Source organism: Mesorhizobium sp. WSM4842 (assembly GCF_055901575.1).
The window spans coordinates 719,946-733,034 of sequence record NZ_CM148372.1; the positions used below are offsets into that span (position 1 = coordinate 719,946).

At 64.8% G+C, this 13,089-nt stretch carries 12 protein-coding genes; 2 read left to right on the top strand and 10 right to left on the bottom strand.

Features of this window, described 5'->3' with window-relative positions; all coding sequences use genetic code 11:
* Positions 1-37: 37 nt before the first annotated feature.
* Genes AC0NIE_RS03360 through AC0NIE_RS03385 form a run of 6 tightly spaced genes read right to left on the bottom strand, consistent with a single transcriptional unit; the run spans position 38 to position 7,333 of the window.
* Positions 38-499 carry a MarR family winged helix-turn-helix transcriptional regulator gene (locus tag AC0NIE_RS03360; RefSeq protein ID WP_095491183.1) on the bottom strand — a complete coding sequence of 154 codons (462 nt, stop codon included), beginning with the start codon at positions 497-499 and terminating at the stop codon, positions 38-40.
* Positions 496-1,080, bottom strand: a complete 585-nt coding sequence (locus AC0NIE_RS03365; RefSeq protein WP_192358270.1) for an amino acid synthesis family protein — start codon at positions 1,078-1,080, stop codon at positions 496-498. The genes AC0NIE_RS03360 and AC0NIE_RS03365 overlap by 4 nt, the downstream gene beginning before the upstream one ends.
* On the bottom strand, positions 1,073-1,954 hold the full coding sequence (locus tag AC0NIE_RS03370) for a UPF0280 family protein (protein ID WP_473488409.1): 882 nt from the start codon (positions 1,952-1,954) through the stop codon (positions 1,073-1,075). The genes AC0NIE_RS03365 and AC0NIE_RS03370 overlap by 8 nt, the downstream gene beginning before the upstream one ends.
* Positions 1,954-3,495: a 6-hydroxynicotinate reductase gene (locus AC0NIE_RS03375; RefSeq protein WP_473488408.1), complete on the bottom strand. Its 1,542-nt coding sequence runs from the start codon at positions 3,493-3,495 to the stop codon at positions 1,954-1,956. Before AC0NIE_RS03375 ends, AC0NIE_RS03370 begins: the two co-directional genes overlap by 1 nt.
* Positions 3,492-6,431, bottom strand: a complete 2,940-nt coding sequence (locus AC0NIE_RS03380) for a molybdopterin-dependent oxidoreductase (protein WP_473488458.1) — start codon at positions 6,429-6,431, stop codon at positions 3,492-3,494. Before AC0NIE_RS03380 ends, AC0NIE_RS03375 begins: the two co-directional genes overlap by 4 nt.
* 38 nt (positions 6,432-6,469) lie before the next feature.
* Complete coding sequence (locus AC0NIE_RS03385; RefSeq protein WP_473488407.1) at positions 6,470-7,333, bottom strand: FAD binding domain-containing protein; 864 nt, start codon at positions 7,331-7,333, stop codon at positions 6,470-6,472.
* A gap of 313 nt (positions 7,334-7,646) precedes the next feature.
* Between AC0NIE_RS03385 and pncA the strand changes: the two genes are divergently transcribed.
* Together pncA and AC0NIE_RS03395 are read left to right on the top strand one after the other, a co-directional pair.
* Positions 7,647-8,246, top strand: a complete 600-nt coding sequence (pncA, locus tag AC0NIE_RS03390; RefSeq protein ID WP_473488406.1) for a bifunctional nicotinamidase/pyrazinamidase — start codon at positions 7,647-7,649, stop codon at positions 8,244-8,246.
* Between the two features lie 41 nt (positions 8,247-8,287).
* The gene (locus tag AC0NIE_RS03395; protein WP_473488405.1) at positions 8,288-9,718 is read left to right on the top strand and encodes a sodium:proton antiporter; all 1,431 of its coding nucleotides are present in this window, start codon (positions 8,288-8,290) and stop codon (positions 9,716-9,718) included.
* On the opposite strand, the gene AC0NIE_RS03400 is transcribed toward AC0NIE_RS03395, so the two are convergent.
* Genes AC0NIE_RS03400 through AC0NIE_RS03415 form a run of 4 tightly spaced genes read right to left on the bottom strand, consistent with a single transcriptional unit; the run spans position 9,719 to position 12,997 of the window.
* Entirely contained in the window at positions 9,719-10,438 is a 720-nt protein-coding gene (locus AC0NIE_RS03400; RefSeq protein ID WP_473488404.1) for an ABC transporter ATP-binding protein, read from the bottom strand.
* Positions 10,435-11,160 carry an ABC transporter ATP-binding protein gene (locus AC0NIE_RS03405; protein WP_473488403.1) on the bottom strand — a complete coding sequence of 242 codons (726 nt, stop codon included), beginning with the start codon at positions 11,158-11,160 and terminating at the stop codon, positions 10,435-10,437. Before AC0NIE_RS03405 ends, AC0NIE_RS03400 begins: the two co-directional genes overlap by 4 nt.
* Positions 11,157-12,119, bottom strand: a complete 963-nt coding sequence (locus AC0NIE_RS03410; RefSeq protein WP_473488402.1) for a branched-chain amino acid ABC transporter permease — start codon at positions 12,117-12,119, stop codon at positions 11,157-11,159. The genes AC0NIE_RS03405 and AC0NIE_RS03410 overlap by 4 nt, the downstream gene beginning before the upstream one ends.
* Positions 12,116-12,997, bottom strand: a complete 882-nt coding sequence (locus AC0NIE_RS03415) for a branched-chain amino acid ABC transporter permease (protein WP_095491192.1) — start codon at positions 12,995-12,997, stop codon at positions 12,116-12,118. The genes AC0NIE_RS03410 and AC0NIE_RS03415 overlap by 4 nt, the downstream gene beginning before the upstream one ends.
* Positions 12,998-13,089 lie beyond the last annotated feature (92 nt).

Here is a 13,089-nt window from a genome sequence, read left to right on the forward strand (position 1 = left end):
GCAGGCAGGTGAGGGGCAGCGCTGACCAAGGCCGCGCTCACGCCAGCTTGGCCAAGAGCCTCATGAAAATCGCGGCCTCCTTGGCCGAAAGCGGCGCCAGCGTTTCCTCGGTGATCTCGCGGGCGATCGGGATCAGCCGCTCAACGGCATTGCGGCCTTCAGCGGTCAGATTGACCAGCAGGCGCCTTTTGTCGACCTCGTGCTTGGAAAGCTCGACCAGGCCGCGCGCCTTGAGCCGGTCGATGACACCTTTCACCGTCGCCGCGTCCATCGCGATCAGGCTGCCAAGCTGGTTCTGCGAGGTCTCGCCGACATCGTGCAATTTGGCCAGGGCGGCGAATTGCGGCGGTGTCAGGTCGGCAATGTGCGCGGCGAAGATCGAGACATGGCGCTGGTGCGCCTTGCGCAGGATGAAGCCGACCTGCTCCTGCAAGCGGTAATCGTTTTCGTCAGGCTCCTCTGCCTCGACCAGCTTGAGCTTGATGTCTTCGGCGCTCACCGCAGTCCGTCCCACGCCTTGATGTCTTTTGCCGCGAGGCCGCCCATGCGGTCGTGCACGCGCGGGCCGCAGGTCATGGCGAGGCAGAACAGGATCTCGTCGGGACGCGGCCCGTCGCTAATGCCGACCTCCATGGCATCGAAATGACTGCGCACATAGGCGGCGTTGATATGGCCGAGCGGCACGTCGAGCCGCGAGCCGAACGCGCCGACCTTCTTTGCCGATGGCACGATCGCCTTGGCGTCGCCGAGCCGCTCGCGCATGGCATAGCCGCCAGGCACATGCCACAGCGCGCCATGCTCCAGCTCGCCGGCGATACCGACGATGGCGCCCTTGCCGTAGCCGTCGATCTGTTTCACGTCGCCACCCAATGCGGCAATCAGCTTGTCGGAGAGCAGCAGCCCGAGCGGCTTCAGATCGTCCATGGCGCTCTGGAGGTCTTCCACGTAACGGCCGGCGAAAGGGTTCTTCACCACCGCCATGGCTGCGGCGCGGCGGCGCGGCACCTTCGCCACCGGCCCGCCCTCATGAAATATCTCCTCCGTCAGCACCGCAATCTTGCGGATCGCAAACTCAGGCATGGGCAATTTCCTTCCTTGATTTCTCGTTGGGCGCAACGAGCGCCATGTGACCGGCGATCCGTGCCTGACCGGCAAGGAACAGGGCTGAAGCGGCAATCAGGCCATGTCGCCGAAACTCTTCGGCGACGGCGATCCCACTGTCGAGCGCGGCGGCTATTTCGCCTGATGAAAGCGCGCCGACGGCTTGGGTGACCAGGCGATCGCCAAGGTCGCTGTCGGGCGCCAGATCGCGCGCCGGCATGCGCTCGACGGCGCCATGACCGGGCAGGTCGACGGCGTTGCCGATCAGGGTCGCGGCGGCATCGGCTTCAGCACCGGTCCGCGCCAGTACGGCAACAGCGTCGGCGATGCCGAGCGAAAAGGAACGGCCGCGCCAGCCGCTTGTCGCGATGCCGCGGATCCCGTCTTCGGCACGGATCGTGATCCGGTCTGCCAGTCCGTGGCCCGTCCCGGCAATGGCGACGGTCATGGACCGGCCGTTGCCGAGATGGATCGCGCTGTCGCCGCCATTGTTGACGTAGGCGCGATCGAGCCGGCGGCCAGCCAGCACCGCACCAAGCATTTCGTCGGCTACCGAACCGGCGACCGCGGCCATCGGCGTGATGAATTGTTTCGCCAGCGGAACAACCGCCGACTCCATGCGTCGCGCCGTCGGGCCAGCGAAAGCACGTGGTCGCGACGAGGCCGGGCGGCGCAGTTCTGGCAATTCGTCGACGAGCTCCTGCAGGATTGTTTGAAACCGCGCCACCGCCTGGCCATAGGCGGCGCGGCATTCGTCCGCATCGCCAAATGCCTCGATGATCAGGTCGATCGGGCCATGATTGAGATGCAGCCGCCTGCCGTCCTCAAGCCAACGTACCTGCGGCCCGTTCATCACCCGACCCCGTTGCCGGCTGCACGCCGCAACTGCGCCAGCGGCGGCCACGGATTGCGGGCCGGCGCAGCCGTGCCGCGGCGCGGGTTGAGATACTCGCCACCTTTGGCCAGAATGTCGTCAACGCTGCGGATCTCGGCTTCGTAGCCGCCGAGCCTGATATAATCGTCGCGGCGCAGGGTGAACTCGATCGGCGCCACCAGCGCCGGCGTCGGCACATAGCCGAAGGCGCCTTCCGGCACGCGGGTGACATCGACCATCAGCGTGATGCCGCCGCCCGGCCAGACATAGACCGGCGCGCCGCCGACCGTCACATAAGTCGTCAGGCCCTGCACCGAGCGGGTCAGATTGACCGGATTCTCGGTGACCCCGGCGCGCAGCGAGCCGCCGGCACCGCCGACGAACAGCACGGTGCATAGCGCCGGCTCGCAATTCTCCTCGATCAGGCCGACGGATTTCTGCAGCCGCTCGGGGAATGGTTTCTGCACCGGCTTCAACGCGTCGTCGAGCTCGTAATAGGCGAACTGCTCGCCGGTGGTCGAGACCATAAGCAGCGACAGGCCGGGACGCGCGCCCTTCTTCGCATTCCATTCGCCAAGGATCGACAGCGGATCGGAAATGCTGGTGCCGCCCCAGCCGAGGCCCGGCTCTGACACCTTGAAATAGCGGCCCGGCGTCGAACGGCGGCCGACGATTTTTATCCCCGTGTCCTGCCAGCCGAGCACCTTGCCCGCCTGATGCTCGGAGACGACGCCGGTGATGTGGTCGTCGACCACCACCACCTCGTCGACCAGGCCGCGCCACTGGGTGGCGAACATGCCGATGGTGGCAGAGCCGCAGCCGACGCGCATTCGATGTTCGAGCTTGCCGTCGATGACCGGCGGCTTGCCGGCTTCGACGATGACCACAGCGCCGCCGTCGATAGCGAGCTCGACCGGCTTGCGGTTGCATAGATTGAGCAGCGCATCGCAGGTGGCGCGACCTTCGGCCTTGGAGCCGCCGGTCAGATGATGCACGCCGCCCAGCGACAGCATCTGCGAACCATATTCGCCTGTCGTGACATGGCCGATCGCCTCGCCCGCCGAGCGGACCGTCGCCGTTTCGGGGCCGATATGACGGTCGGTATCGATCTTCACCTTGACGCCGCAGTAGGAGAAGATGCCCTCGGTGACGACGGTGACGAGATCGACGCCTTCGACCTCCTGGCTGACGATGAATGGCGCCGGCTTGTAGTCGGGATAGGTGGTGCCCGCGCCGATCGCGGTGACGAAGCGGCGGCCGGTGTTGACCAGTTCGCCGTCCCATTCTTCGCCCTCGGCGACAAACGGCACGACCGCGCCGCCGGCCTCGGTCGCGTGGTCGAGGATGGTCAGCGGATCCATCCGCACGATCCTGCCGCCGACGTTGCCGTAGCGATCACAGGCGCCGGTGCGGCCATCTGATATGTAGCACATGACCGGGCAGGCATCGCAGCGGATTTTTTCCGCCACCTGCTTCTCGCCGGGATCATGCGTCTCGAAGCGTTCGGCAAGCTCGCTCATCGGCGTGCCTCCTTGTCGCGTATCGCGGCGCGGATACGGGTCGGCGTCGCGGGAATTTTGGTGACCAGGACGCCGGTGGCATGGCGGATGGCGTTGAGGATCGCCGGCGCCGTCGGGATCAGCACATGCTCGCCCAGACCCTTGGCGCCAAAGGGTCCTTCCGGATCCGGAACTTCGATCAGGATAGTCTCGATCGGCGGCACGTCGCCGATCGTCGGGATCAGGTAATCGTGCAAATTCTCGGTGCGGCCGGGAATGTACTCCTCCATCAGCGCCATGCCGATGCCTTGTGCGATGCCGCCCTCGATCTGGCCTTCGGCGAGCAGCGGATTGATCGGCTTGCCGACATCATGCGCTGCGGTGATCTTGATCAGCTCCACCGTGCCGAGCTTGAGGTCAACCTCCAGTTCGGCGATCTGCGCGCCGTAGCCATAAACGGCATAGGGCTTGCCCTGGCCCTTGGCGTCGAGCGGCAGGGTCGGCGGGTCATAGCTTTCCTCGGCGCGAAAGACCAAGTCGTCGGCATCGGCCTTCAGCGTGGACAAATCGATATGCCGTGTCGCTTCGCCCTCGCGGATGACCAGGCTTGTGCCATCGAGAGCGATCGCGGCTTTCTCCGACACATTGGCGAAGCGCAGCATAGTCTCGCGCAAGGCGCGGCCGGCTTTTTCGGCGGCCTTGCCGGTCACGAAGGTCTGGCGCGAGGCGGACGTCTTGCCGGCGTCCGGCGTGATCGCCGTGTCGGCGCTTTTCAGCCGGAATTTTTCCAGCGGCAAGCCAAGCGCGTCGGCGCAGATCTGGGTGATGACCGTGTTCGAGCCTTGCCCGATATCGACTGCGCCCTGATGCAGGACGACATCGCCAGAGGCGGAGATGCCGACCCTGATGGTCGACGGATTGGGCAGCGAGGTGTTGCCACAGCCATACCAGCAGGAGGCGACACCGACCCCGCGTCTCCTGCTGTCATTGGCACTGTTGAATGTATCGGCATCGACAAGCGCACGCATCCAATGCGGCCGCAGCGCTTCAAGGCACTCGGCAATGCCGACGCCCGCTTCCAGCTTCTGGCCGGTAACCGTTTCGGAGCCGTTACGAAGGCAGTTCCTAACGCGAAAATCGAGCCGATCCAGCCCAAGCTTTTCGGCCAGCTCGTCGTAGAGCGTTTCCTGCATGATCGTCGCCTGCGGCACGCCGAAACCGCGGAAGGCGCCGGAGATCGGGCCATTTGTGTGAATGGCGCGGCCCTCTGCGCGATAGTTCGGCGTCGCATAGGGACCGGAGGCATGCACCGGTACGCGGTTGGCGACGGTCGGTCCCCAGCTCGCATAGGCGCCGGTGTTGAAATCGCCGGCAAAGACCATGCCGGTGATGCGGCCATCGGCATCGGCGCCGATGGTCGCCGTCATCTCGGCGGGATGACGCTTGGTGGTCGAGATCATCGATTCATGACGGGTATAAGCGAGTGCCGCCGGCCGCCCGGTCTTGATCGCGACCAGACCGATCAGCGGCTGCAACGAAACGTCGAGCTTGGAGCCAAAACCGCCGCCGGTGGCGGTCGGCACGATCCGCACCTTGTCGACGGCAAGGCCAAGCACCTTGGCCACGTCGTCGCGGTCCATGTAGGGCGCCTGCGTGCAGGCGACGACGACGAGCGTACCGTCGTCCATATAGGCATAGCCGGCCTCAGGCTCGATGTAAGCGTGCTCGACATAGGACGTGTCGATGGCGCCCGAAACGATGAAGGCAGCGCCGGCAAGGGCGGCCTCCGGGTCGCCGCGCTCGACAAAGCCTGATGTGAGCAGGTTTGTCGGCCGGTTCTCGTGGATCAGCTGCACGCCGCCGGCCTGCGCCTCGCAAGGCTGCAGAAGGTGCGGCATCTCGGTCCAACGAACAGGAAAATCCGAAAGATCGAGATCGAGGATGGCCTCGCGCTCGCCGGCAACCAGCGCCACCGCCTCGCCACGAAAGCGCGAAAAACCTTCAGCCAGCGCCGGCTGGTCGGCAAAAGGCGCAATGACGCCGAAGCAGTTCTTTCCCGGAATGTCGGCAGCGGTGAAGACGCCGACGATGCCGGGATGGACTTTCACCCAGGCGTCGAGATCGCCGAAGGCGAAGCGGGCGTGATAATGCGGCGAGCGAACCACCAGCACCGCCAGCGCGTCGGCCGGGAAGGAATCGCCGCCGAATTTTTCGCCGCCGGTAACTTTCGGCAGGCCGTCGAGCCTGATCGGAGAGGAACCGACGGCGTGGCCTGAGATTGGCATTTTGCGGTCAAGGTCGAGATCCAGCCGCTGACGTTGGTGCTGCCCGTCACCCTCCCCCTCTCCCCGTGAAAGACGGGGAGAGGGGGACGCCGGCGCTGGAGCTTGTCCCTTCTCCCCTTCACAATGCGGGGAGAAGGTGGCGGCAGGCGGATGAGGGGCAGCGCCGTCGGTCGAGAGTTCGCTCGCGAAACGTCCAGCATTCATCACCGCAGCGATGATCTTGCGGTAGCCGGTGCAGCGGCAGAGGACGCCGCCCAGCGCATCCTGGGTTTCGGCCTCGGTTGGGTTGGGCGTCCTCTCCAGAAGTGCTGTCGCCGCGATTAGCAGGCCGGGGGTGCAGATGCCGCACTGCGCCGCGCCATGATCGAGGAACGAGGCTTGCAGCGCCGACAATCTGCCGTTTGCGAGACCCTCGACCGTCGTCACCACGGTACCAGCGGCAGAAGCCGCTGACATGAGGCAGGCGCAGACGGGTTCGCCGTCGACGAGCACCGTGCAGGCGCCGCAGTCGCCGGCGTCGCAGCCGATCTTGGTGCCGGTCAGGCGCAATTCGTCGCGCAGCACCGAAGAGAGACGGCGAACCGGCGGCACGCAGACAGAAACGGCGGCGCCGTTGACCTCGAAGATGATGTCGACGCGTTCCATGCTCATGCCAGGCTGAGCCATGCTCATGCCAGGCTGAGCTTTGGTCATGCCAGGCTGCGCTTTGCTCATGCGGCCACCGCCTTGTCATTCAACGCGCGACCCGCGGCACCGAGAACGGCGCGGGCGACAATCTCGCGCGCGGCGTCCAGCCGGTATTCGGCGCTGCCGCGCACATCGCCGATCGGCGACAACTCGTCCATCGGTGCAGACTGGATCGCAGTGGCGAGGGCGTGGTCAACCGGGAGGCCGCGCAAGGCTGCTTCGACGCCCGAGAGACGCTTGGCGACAACCGAACAGGACCCGACGGCGACGGCAGCGTTGCCGACGAGGCCATCCTCAATGGTCAAGCGGGCCGCCGCCATGGCTATCGAAATGACGAGATAGCGACGCGCGCCGAGCTTCACGAAAGCCGACGTGCCGGTGGCCGCGTTTTTCGGCACGCGGATGGCGGTGACCATTTCGCCCGGCTGCAGTTCTGTGCGGCGGTTTCCCAGGATGAATTTTTCCAGCGGCAGATGGCGGACCATCGCAACCGTGCGCAGTTCGACCTCGGCGTCGAGGACGAGCAGCGCCGGCACGCCGTCGGCGGCCGGAGAGGCATTGCAGAGATTGCCGGCGATGGAGGCGACGTTCTGGATCTGCACGGAGCCGACTTCTCGCGCCGCCTGCTTCAGCGCATCGAAAGCCGCCGGCAGCGGATGACGGACAAGATCGGTCCAGGTCGTGCGCGCACCGATAACCCAATGGACCTCGGTTTCGGCGATACCGCGCAGCATTGCGAGACCGTTGATGTCGAGGACATTTTCGCGGAAAGGCGTGGCTCCTTGCGTCGGATAGAAATCGGTGCCGCCGGCAAGAATGCGCCACGGAGCCTCGCCAAGCAAAGCGAGCGCCTCGTCTATGGTGGTGGGTTTCGCGTAACGGATCACGCTTTGCCTTCCCAGAATAATGGGCCTCCTCGAAAGGGGCTTCCCGACGGAGCCTTTCCGGCGTCCGAACCGGTCAAATTCATTCGTATGCAAATGATATCAAGCCGGCAGGAATTGTCAAAGCCAGAGTTTTGCGCCAGCGCCGGCATCGGCGCGACGGCACGCATTTGTTACGCCGTTGGAGTTGACGCAGCCGGCCATCTGGTCAAGTTTCTGCATCCGTTGCGTCAGCGGCATTTTTCGGTGGGTTCGAACACCGGATTCCACGTTTCGGCAGACTTCATGCCTCCGGGACAAACAAGAGGGAGGCTCCATGGCCGACGAAGCGCTTGTTATCATCGACCTGCAGAACGATTTCTGCCCAGGCGGCGCGCTGGCGGTGACCGGCGGCGACGAGATCGTGCCACTGGTCAACGATCTGATCCGGCGGACCGAGCATGTCGTGCTGACGCAGGACTGGCATCCCGCCGGCCATTCGAGCTTTGCCTCCAGTCATCCCGGCAAGCAGCCGTTCGAAACGATTGGCATGCCTTACGGCCAGCAGACGCTGTGGCCGGACCACTGCATCCAGGGCAGCCTGGGTTCGGATTTCCATTCGGGCCTTGCCTGGACCAAGGCCGAACTGGTGATCCGCAAGGGCTTCCGCCCGGAGATCGACAGTTATTCGGCTTTCTTCGAGAACGACCATGCGACGCCGACTGGCCTTGCCGGCTATCTCCAGGAGCGCGGCATCGACACGTTGACCCTGGTCGGCCTGGCGACCGATTATTGCGTCGCCTTCTCGGCGCTCGACGCGGTCAAGCACGGCTTTCACACAACAGTGCGGCTCGACGCCTGCCGCGGCATCGATCTCAATGGCTCCGTCGAGACGATGCTGAACCGAATGCGCGATGCCGGCGTGACGCTGGCTTGAACATCACCAATCGCATTCGACACACTTCCAGAGGGGGCTTTATGCGGTTTGCGGCGGCTTTGACGGCGGGCGCTGTGGTGGCAGTCGCAACCCTGTTTCCAGGAATAGCGCTCGCAGCCGAGGCCCACGAGTTGCCGGGCGAAACAATGTCGCTGTGGTGGGCGCTGCCCTTTGCTGGCCTGCTTCTGTCGATCGCCACTGGGCCTTTGCTCTTCCACCATGTCTGGGAGCATAACTACGGCAAGATCACCTTCTTCTGGGCCGCCCTTGCGGTCGTGCCGCTGGCGGTTGCATTCGGCATGCCTTCGGCCACGGAGGCGGTGCTGCATGCGCTGCTCACCGAATATATGTCGTTCATCATTCTTCTGTTTGCGCTGTTCACCATTTCGGGCGGCATCCTCGTCGCCGGCAACATTCACGGCACGCCGCTGGTGAATGCCGGACTGCTGCTGATCGGGGCGATGCTCGCCTCGGTCATCGGCACGACCGGCGCCTCGATGATCCTGATCCGGCCGATCCTGCGCGCCAACGACAACCGGCGGTTCAACGCCCATGTCGTCATCTTCTTCATTTTCCTGGTGTCCAACATCGGCGGCTCGCTAACGCCGCTCGGCGACCCGCCGCTGTTCGTCGGCTTCCTGCGCGGCATCGATTTCTTCTGGACCACCACCAACCTCTATCAGGAGACACTGTTCGTCGGCGGCCTGGTGCTCGCGGTCTTCCTGGCCATGGACATCATCCTGCATCACCGCGAGGCTGGTGCGCCGAAGATCAAAGATCCGACACCGGACACGAAGGTGCGCATTCGAGGCCTGCCCAACGTCCCGCTGCTGGCCGGAGTGATCGGCGCGATCCTGCTTTCCGCGACCTGGAAGCCAGGCGTGGCTTTCTCCGTCCAGGGCGTGAGCCTTGAATTGCAGAACCTCGTGCGCGACGCGATCATCCTGGCGCTTGCCTTCCTTTCGCTCGGCGTCTCGCGCAAGAGTCACAGGCAGGCGAACAACTTCCACTGGGAGCCGATCGCCGAGGTGGCGAAACTGTTCGCCGGCATCTTCATCTGCATCGTGCCGGTCATCGCCATTCTCAGGGCCGGTGCCGACGGCGCGCTGGCGCCGCTGGTCTCGCTTGTCAGTTCGCCCACGGGCGAGCCAAACGACCTTGTCTATTTCTGGATGACCGGAGCGCTGTCGTCCTTCCTCGACAATGCGCCGACCTATCTGGTGTTCTTCGAGCTCGCCGGCGGCGATCCGCAGCATCTAATGACCACCTTCGCCTCGACGCTGGCGGCGATCTCGACCGGCGCAGTGTTCATGGGCGCCAACACCTATATCGGCAATGCACCGAACTTCATGGTCTACGCCATTGCCAGGCATCGCGGCGTGAAAATGCCGGGCTTCTTCGGCTACATGGCGTGGTCGGGCGCGGTGCTGATCCCGATATTCCTGATCGCGGGTTTTCTGTTCCTTGGCTGATCAGCCGACGCCGACATAGCGGCGGACCGCCGACGGATCGGCGCGGAGCTCCTCGACATCGACGGTCTCGCGGTTGCGGCCGTTCTCGATGAACGAGACACGGTCGGCGACGGACAGCACGGCATCGACGCGCTGCTCGACCAGGATCGTCGAGACACCAAGGTCGCGCAGCTTCGACACCGTCTCGCGGATCCTGGCGATCATCGACGGCATCAGCCCTTCGGTCGGCTCGTCGAGCAGAAGCACCTGCGGCTCGAGGCACAGGGCCCGCGCCATGGCCAGCATCTGCTGCTCGCCGCCTGACAGCGTGCCGGAGCGTTGTCTCAGCCGCTGGCGCAGCAGCGGGAAAAGGTCGAGCACGTTTTCGCGCGTCGTCTTGCCCTTGCCGCGCGCCATCAGGCCGATCTCGATGTTTTCCGCCACCGTCATCTCGGCGAACAGCCGCCGGCCCTGCGGCACATAGGCGACGCCCGCCTTCGGCACGTCATGCGCCGGCAGGCCGGTCAACTCCTTGCCGTCGAGCCTGATCGAGCCGGCGCGTGAGGGAACGAGGCCCATGATCGCCTTCAGCGTCGTCGTCTTGCCGGCGCCGTTGCGGCCGAACAGGCAAAGCACCTCGCCCTTGTGCAGCACGAGGTCGAGGCCGTAGAGCACCTGGACCTCGCCGTAGAAGCAGTCGAGCCCGGAGATGGTCAGAGCTTCAGCCCGTGGTTGAGTCATGGGGTCGTCCCCAGGTAGGCGTCCTGCACCTCGCCATTGGCGCGGACCTGCTCGGGCGTGCCTTCGGCCAAGATCTTGCCGGCGTTGAAGACGGTGATGCGGTCGACAAGCTGCATGACCACCGGCATGTTGTGTTCGATTAGAAGCACGGTGGCGCTTTTGGCGATCTCGCGCACCAGCCCGATGAAATTGTCGATCTCGCTGTCGGCCAGCCCCTGCGTCGGCTCGTCGAGGATCAGCAGGCGCGGTTTTAGCGCCAACCCCATCGCCACTTCGAGCAGGCGCTGATGGCCATAGGACAATTGCCCGGCCGGCATGTGGGCGCGGTCGGCAAGGCCGGTGCGCTCAAGCGCCGTCATGACGCCGACATGCACGGCGCCTTTGGAGCGGCCATCGGTCAGCGTGCGCTGCACCGGCAGCGCGACGTTGTCGTAGGCGGTGAGATTGGCAAAGACGCTGGTGATCTGGAAGGTATAGGCGATGCCGAGGCGGACCCTGGCGTAGGCCGGCAGGTTGGTAATGTCGGCGCCGTCGAAGACGATCATGCCCGACGACGGCTGGATGCGACCGCTGACCAGACTGATGAAGGTGGTCTTGCCGGCGCCATTGGGGCCGATGACGGCGCGAATCTCGCCCGGCATGAGGGCGAAGTCGACGCCGTCGACGGCGCGCAGGCCGCCGAAATTGCGGGACAGGCCCTTGGTCGTCAGCAGCGGCATCATGGCAGCCATCCGAGCCAGCGCTGGCGGATGGTGCCGAGGATGCCCCTGGGGAAGAACAGCACCAGCAGGATGAGGGCGATGCCGACGATCAGCAGATAGGCCGAGGTGTAGCCGCTGGTGACGTCGACGACATAGTACATGAACAGCGTGCCGATCAGTGGACCGAGCGTGGTGGCAGCACCACCGAGCAGCACCCAGAGCAGCGGCAGGATGGAATATTGCACCGAGGCGAAGGTCGAGCCGACATAACCGAACAGCAGCGCGTAGGCGGCGCCCGAAGCCGCGCAGATTGTGCCGGAGACGAGGACCGCGGCAAGCTTGTTGGAAAACGTGTCGTAGCCGAGCATTTTGGTCCGCTCCTCGTTTTCGCGGATGGCGACCAGCACACGGCCATACCTGGAGCGGACGACGGCGAGCGTCACCAGCAGCACGATCGAGAACAGGACGAGTGCGCTCATGTAGCGCACGGTCGGATTGGTGAGGCCGAGCGACGTGCTGCCCAAAACAAGCACACGCGCCGACTGTGGCACGACCAGGCCCTGATCGCCGCCGGTCCAGGAGGCGAGATAGAGGATTATGAGATAGAACACCTGCGCGAACATCATGGTGACGATCATGAAGGCAACGCCGGAAGTGCGCAGCGCCAGCAGACCGATCACCAGCGCAAGAAGCGCACCGCAGGCAAGCCCGGCGGCGAAGGCGGCCGGCACGCTCCAGCCGAGATGGATGACGGCAAGGCCGGCGCCATAGAGCCCGGCCGAAAAGAACATGGCGTGGCCGAGGCTGAGCAGCCCGACATAACCGAACAGCATGTTGTAGCCCATGGCGAAGACCGCCAGCACCATGATGCGGGCGAGCAAGCCGTGATGGTATTCCGGCAGGACGAAGCTTAGGGCGAACAGCACGGCGATGACGCCCAGATGCAACGCATAGGCTTTTGCCGGTGAAGCCTCCTTCATCGCGATGCCGTCCCGAACAGACCTTGCGGCCGGAACACCAGCACCATCGCAACCAGCAGCGTGGCGATGATCTTGGCCAGCGTCGGCGAGAAGAACACCGAGATGATGCCGTCCGACAGGCCGATGAGCACGGCGGCGACGACGGTGCCGCGCAGCGAGCCGAGCCCGCCGATTATGACGACGATGAAGGATAGCAGCAGCGGGTCCTGCCCCATCAGATAATGCGCCTGGCTGATCGGCACGATCAGCACCGCGGCCACCGCCGCCAGCATGGCGCCGAGCGCGAAGACACCGGCATAGACGCGGTCGACCGGAATGCCGAAGGCCTGCGCCGTCTCGCTGTCGTATTGCGTGGCGCGCATGACAAGGCCGATTTTCGTACGCGTCAGCACGAACCACGTCGCGACAAGCAGAAGCGCGGACGCGGCGATGATCGACAGCTTGTAGCCGGAATAGCCGAACCACGGCAAAAGGATGCGGTAGCTGAAGGGCGCCTCAACCGGCCGTGCCTCGGGACCGTAGAAGGTCAGCGCCAGTTGCTGGATGATGTAGAGCATGCCGATGGTTGCGACGATGGTGGCTTCCGGATTGTAATTCAGCCGGCGCAGCACCAGCCGTTCGGCGACCAGCGCGATCAGGCCGACGATCAACGGCGCCAGCACCAGCGCCGCCAGAAAACCGAGCGCCGGATGGCCCGATATCGCCGTGGAGATCGCCCAGGCAAGCACCGCACCCAGCATGAAGAGCTCGCCATGGGCGACATTGACGACACGCATGACGCCGAATACCAGCGACAGGCCAAGCGCCGTCAGCGCCAGCACCGCCGAGGTGACGAGGCCTTCGAGGGCGGCGAGGAGAAGATGAGGTCCGAAGTGCATCGGTTAAGCACCGGCGGATGCGCGAAGCACCCCCCTCTGGCCTGCCGGCCATCTCCCCCTCAAGGGGGGAGATCGGCTGTCATGACTGCTTT

Excerpts from the sequence above, each read along its gene's own strand:
- AC0NIE_RS03365 (WP_192358270.1), bottom strand. The coding sequence starts at position 1,080 with ATGCCTGAGTTTGCGATCCGCAAGATTGCGGTGCTGACGGAGGAGATA.
- AC0NIE_RS03370 (WP_473488409.1), bottom strand. The coding sequence starts at position 1,954 with ATGAACGGGCCGCAGGTACGTTGGCTTGAGGACGGCAGGCGGCTGCAT.
- AC0NIE_RS03375 (WP_473488408.1), bottom strand. The coding sequence starts at position 3,495 with ATGAGCGAGCTTGCCGAACGCTTCGAGACGCATGATCCCGGCGAGAAG.
- AC0NIE_RS03380 (WP_473488458.1), bottom strand. The coding sequence starts at position 6,431 with ATGAGCATGGCTCAGCCTGGCATGAGCATGGAACGCGTCGACATCATC.
- pncA (WP_473488406.1), top strand. The coding sequence starts at position 7,647 with ATGGCCGACGAAGCGCTTGTTATCATCGACCTGCAGAACGATTTCTGC.
- AC0NIE_RS03395 (WP_473488405.1), top strand. The coding sequence starts at position 8,288 with ATGCGGTTTGCGGCGGCTTTGACGGCGGGCGCTGTGGTGGCAGTCGCA.
- AC0NIE_RS03400 (WP_473488404.1), bottom strand. The coding sequence starts at position 10,438 with ATGACTCAACCACGGGCTGAAGCTCTGACCATCTCCGGGCTCGACTGC.
- AC0NIE_RS03405 (WP_473488403.1), bottom strand. The coding sequence starts at position 11,160 with ATGATGCCGCTGCTGACGACCAAGGGCCTGTCCCGCAATTTCGGCGGC.
- AC0NIE_RS03410 (WP_473488402.1), bottom strand. The coding sequence starts at position 12,119 with ATGAAGGAGGCTTCACCGGCAAAAGCCTATGCGTTGCATCTGGGCGTC.
- AC0NIE_RS03415 (WP_095491192.1), bottom strand. The coding sequence starts at position 12,997 with ATGCACTTCGGACCTCATCTTCTCCTCGCCGCCCTCGAAGGCCTCGTC.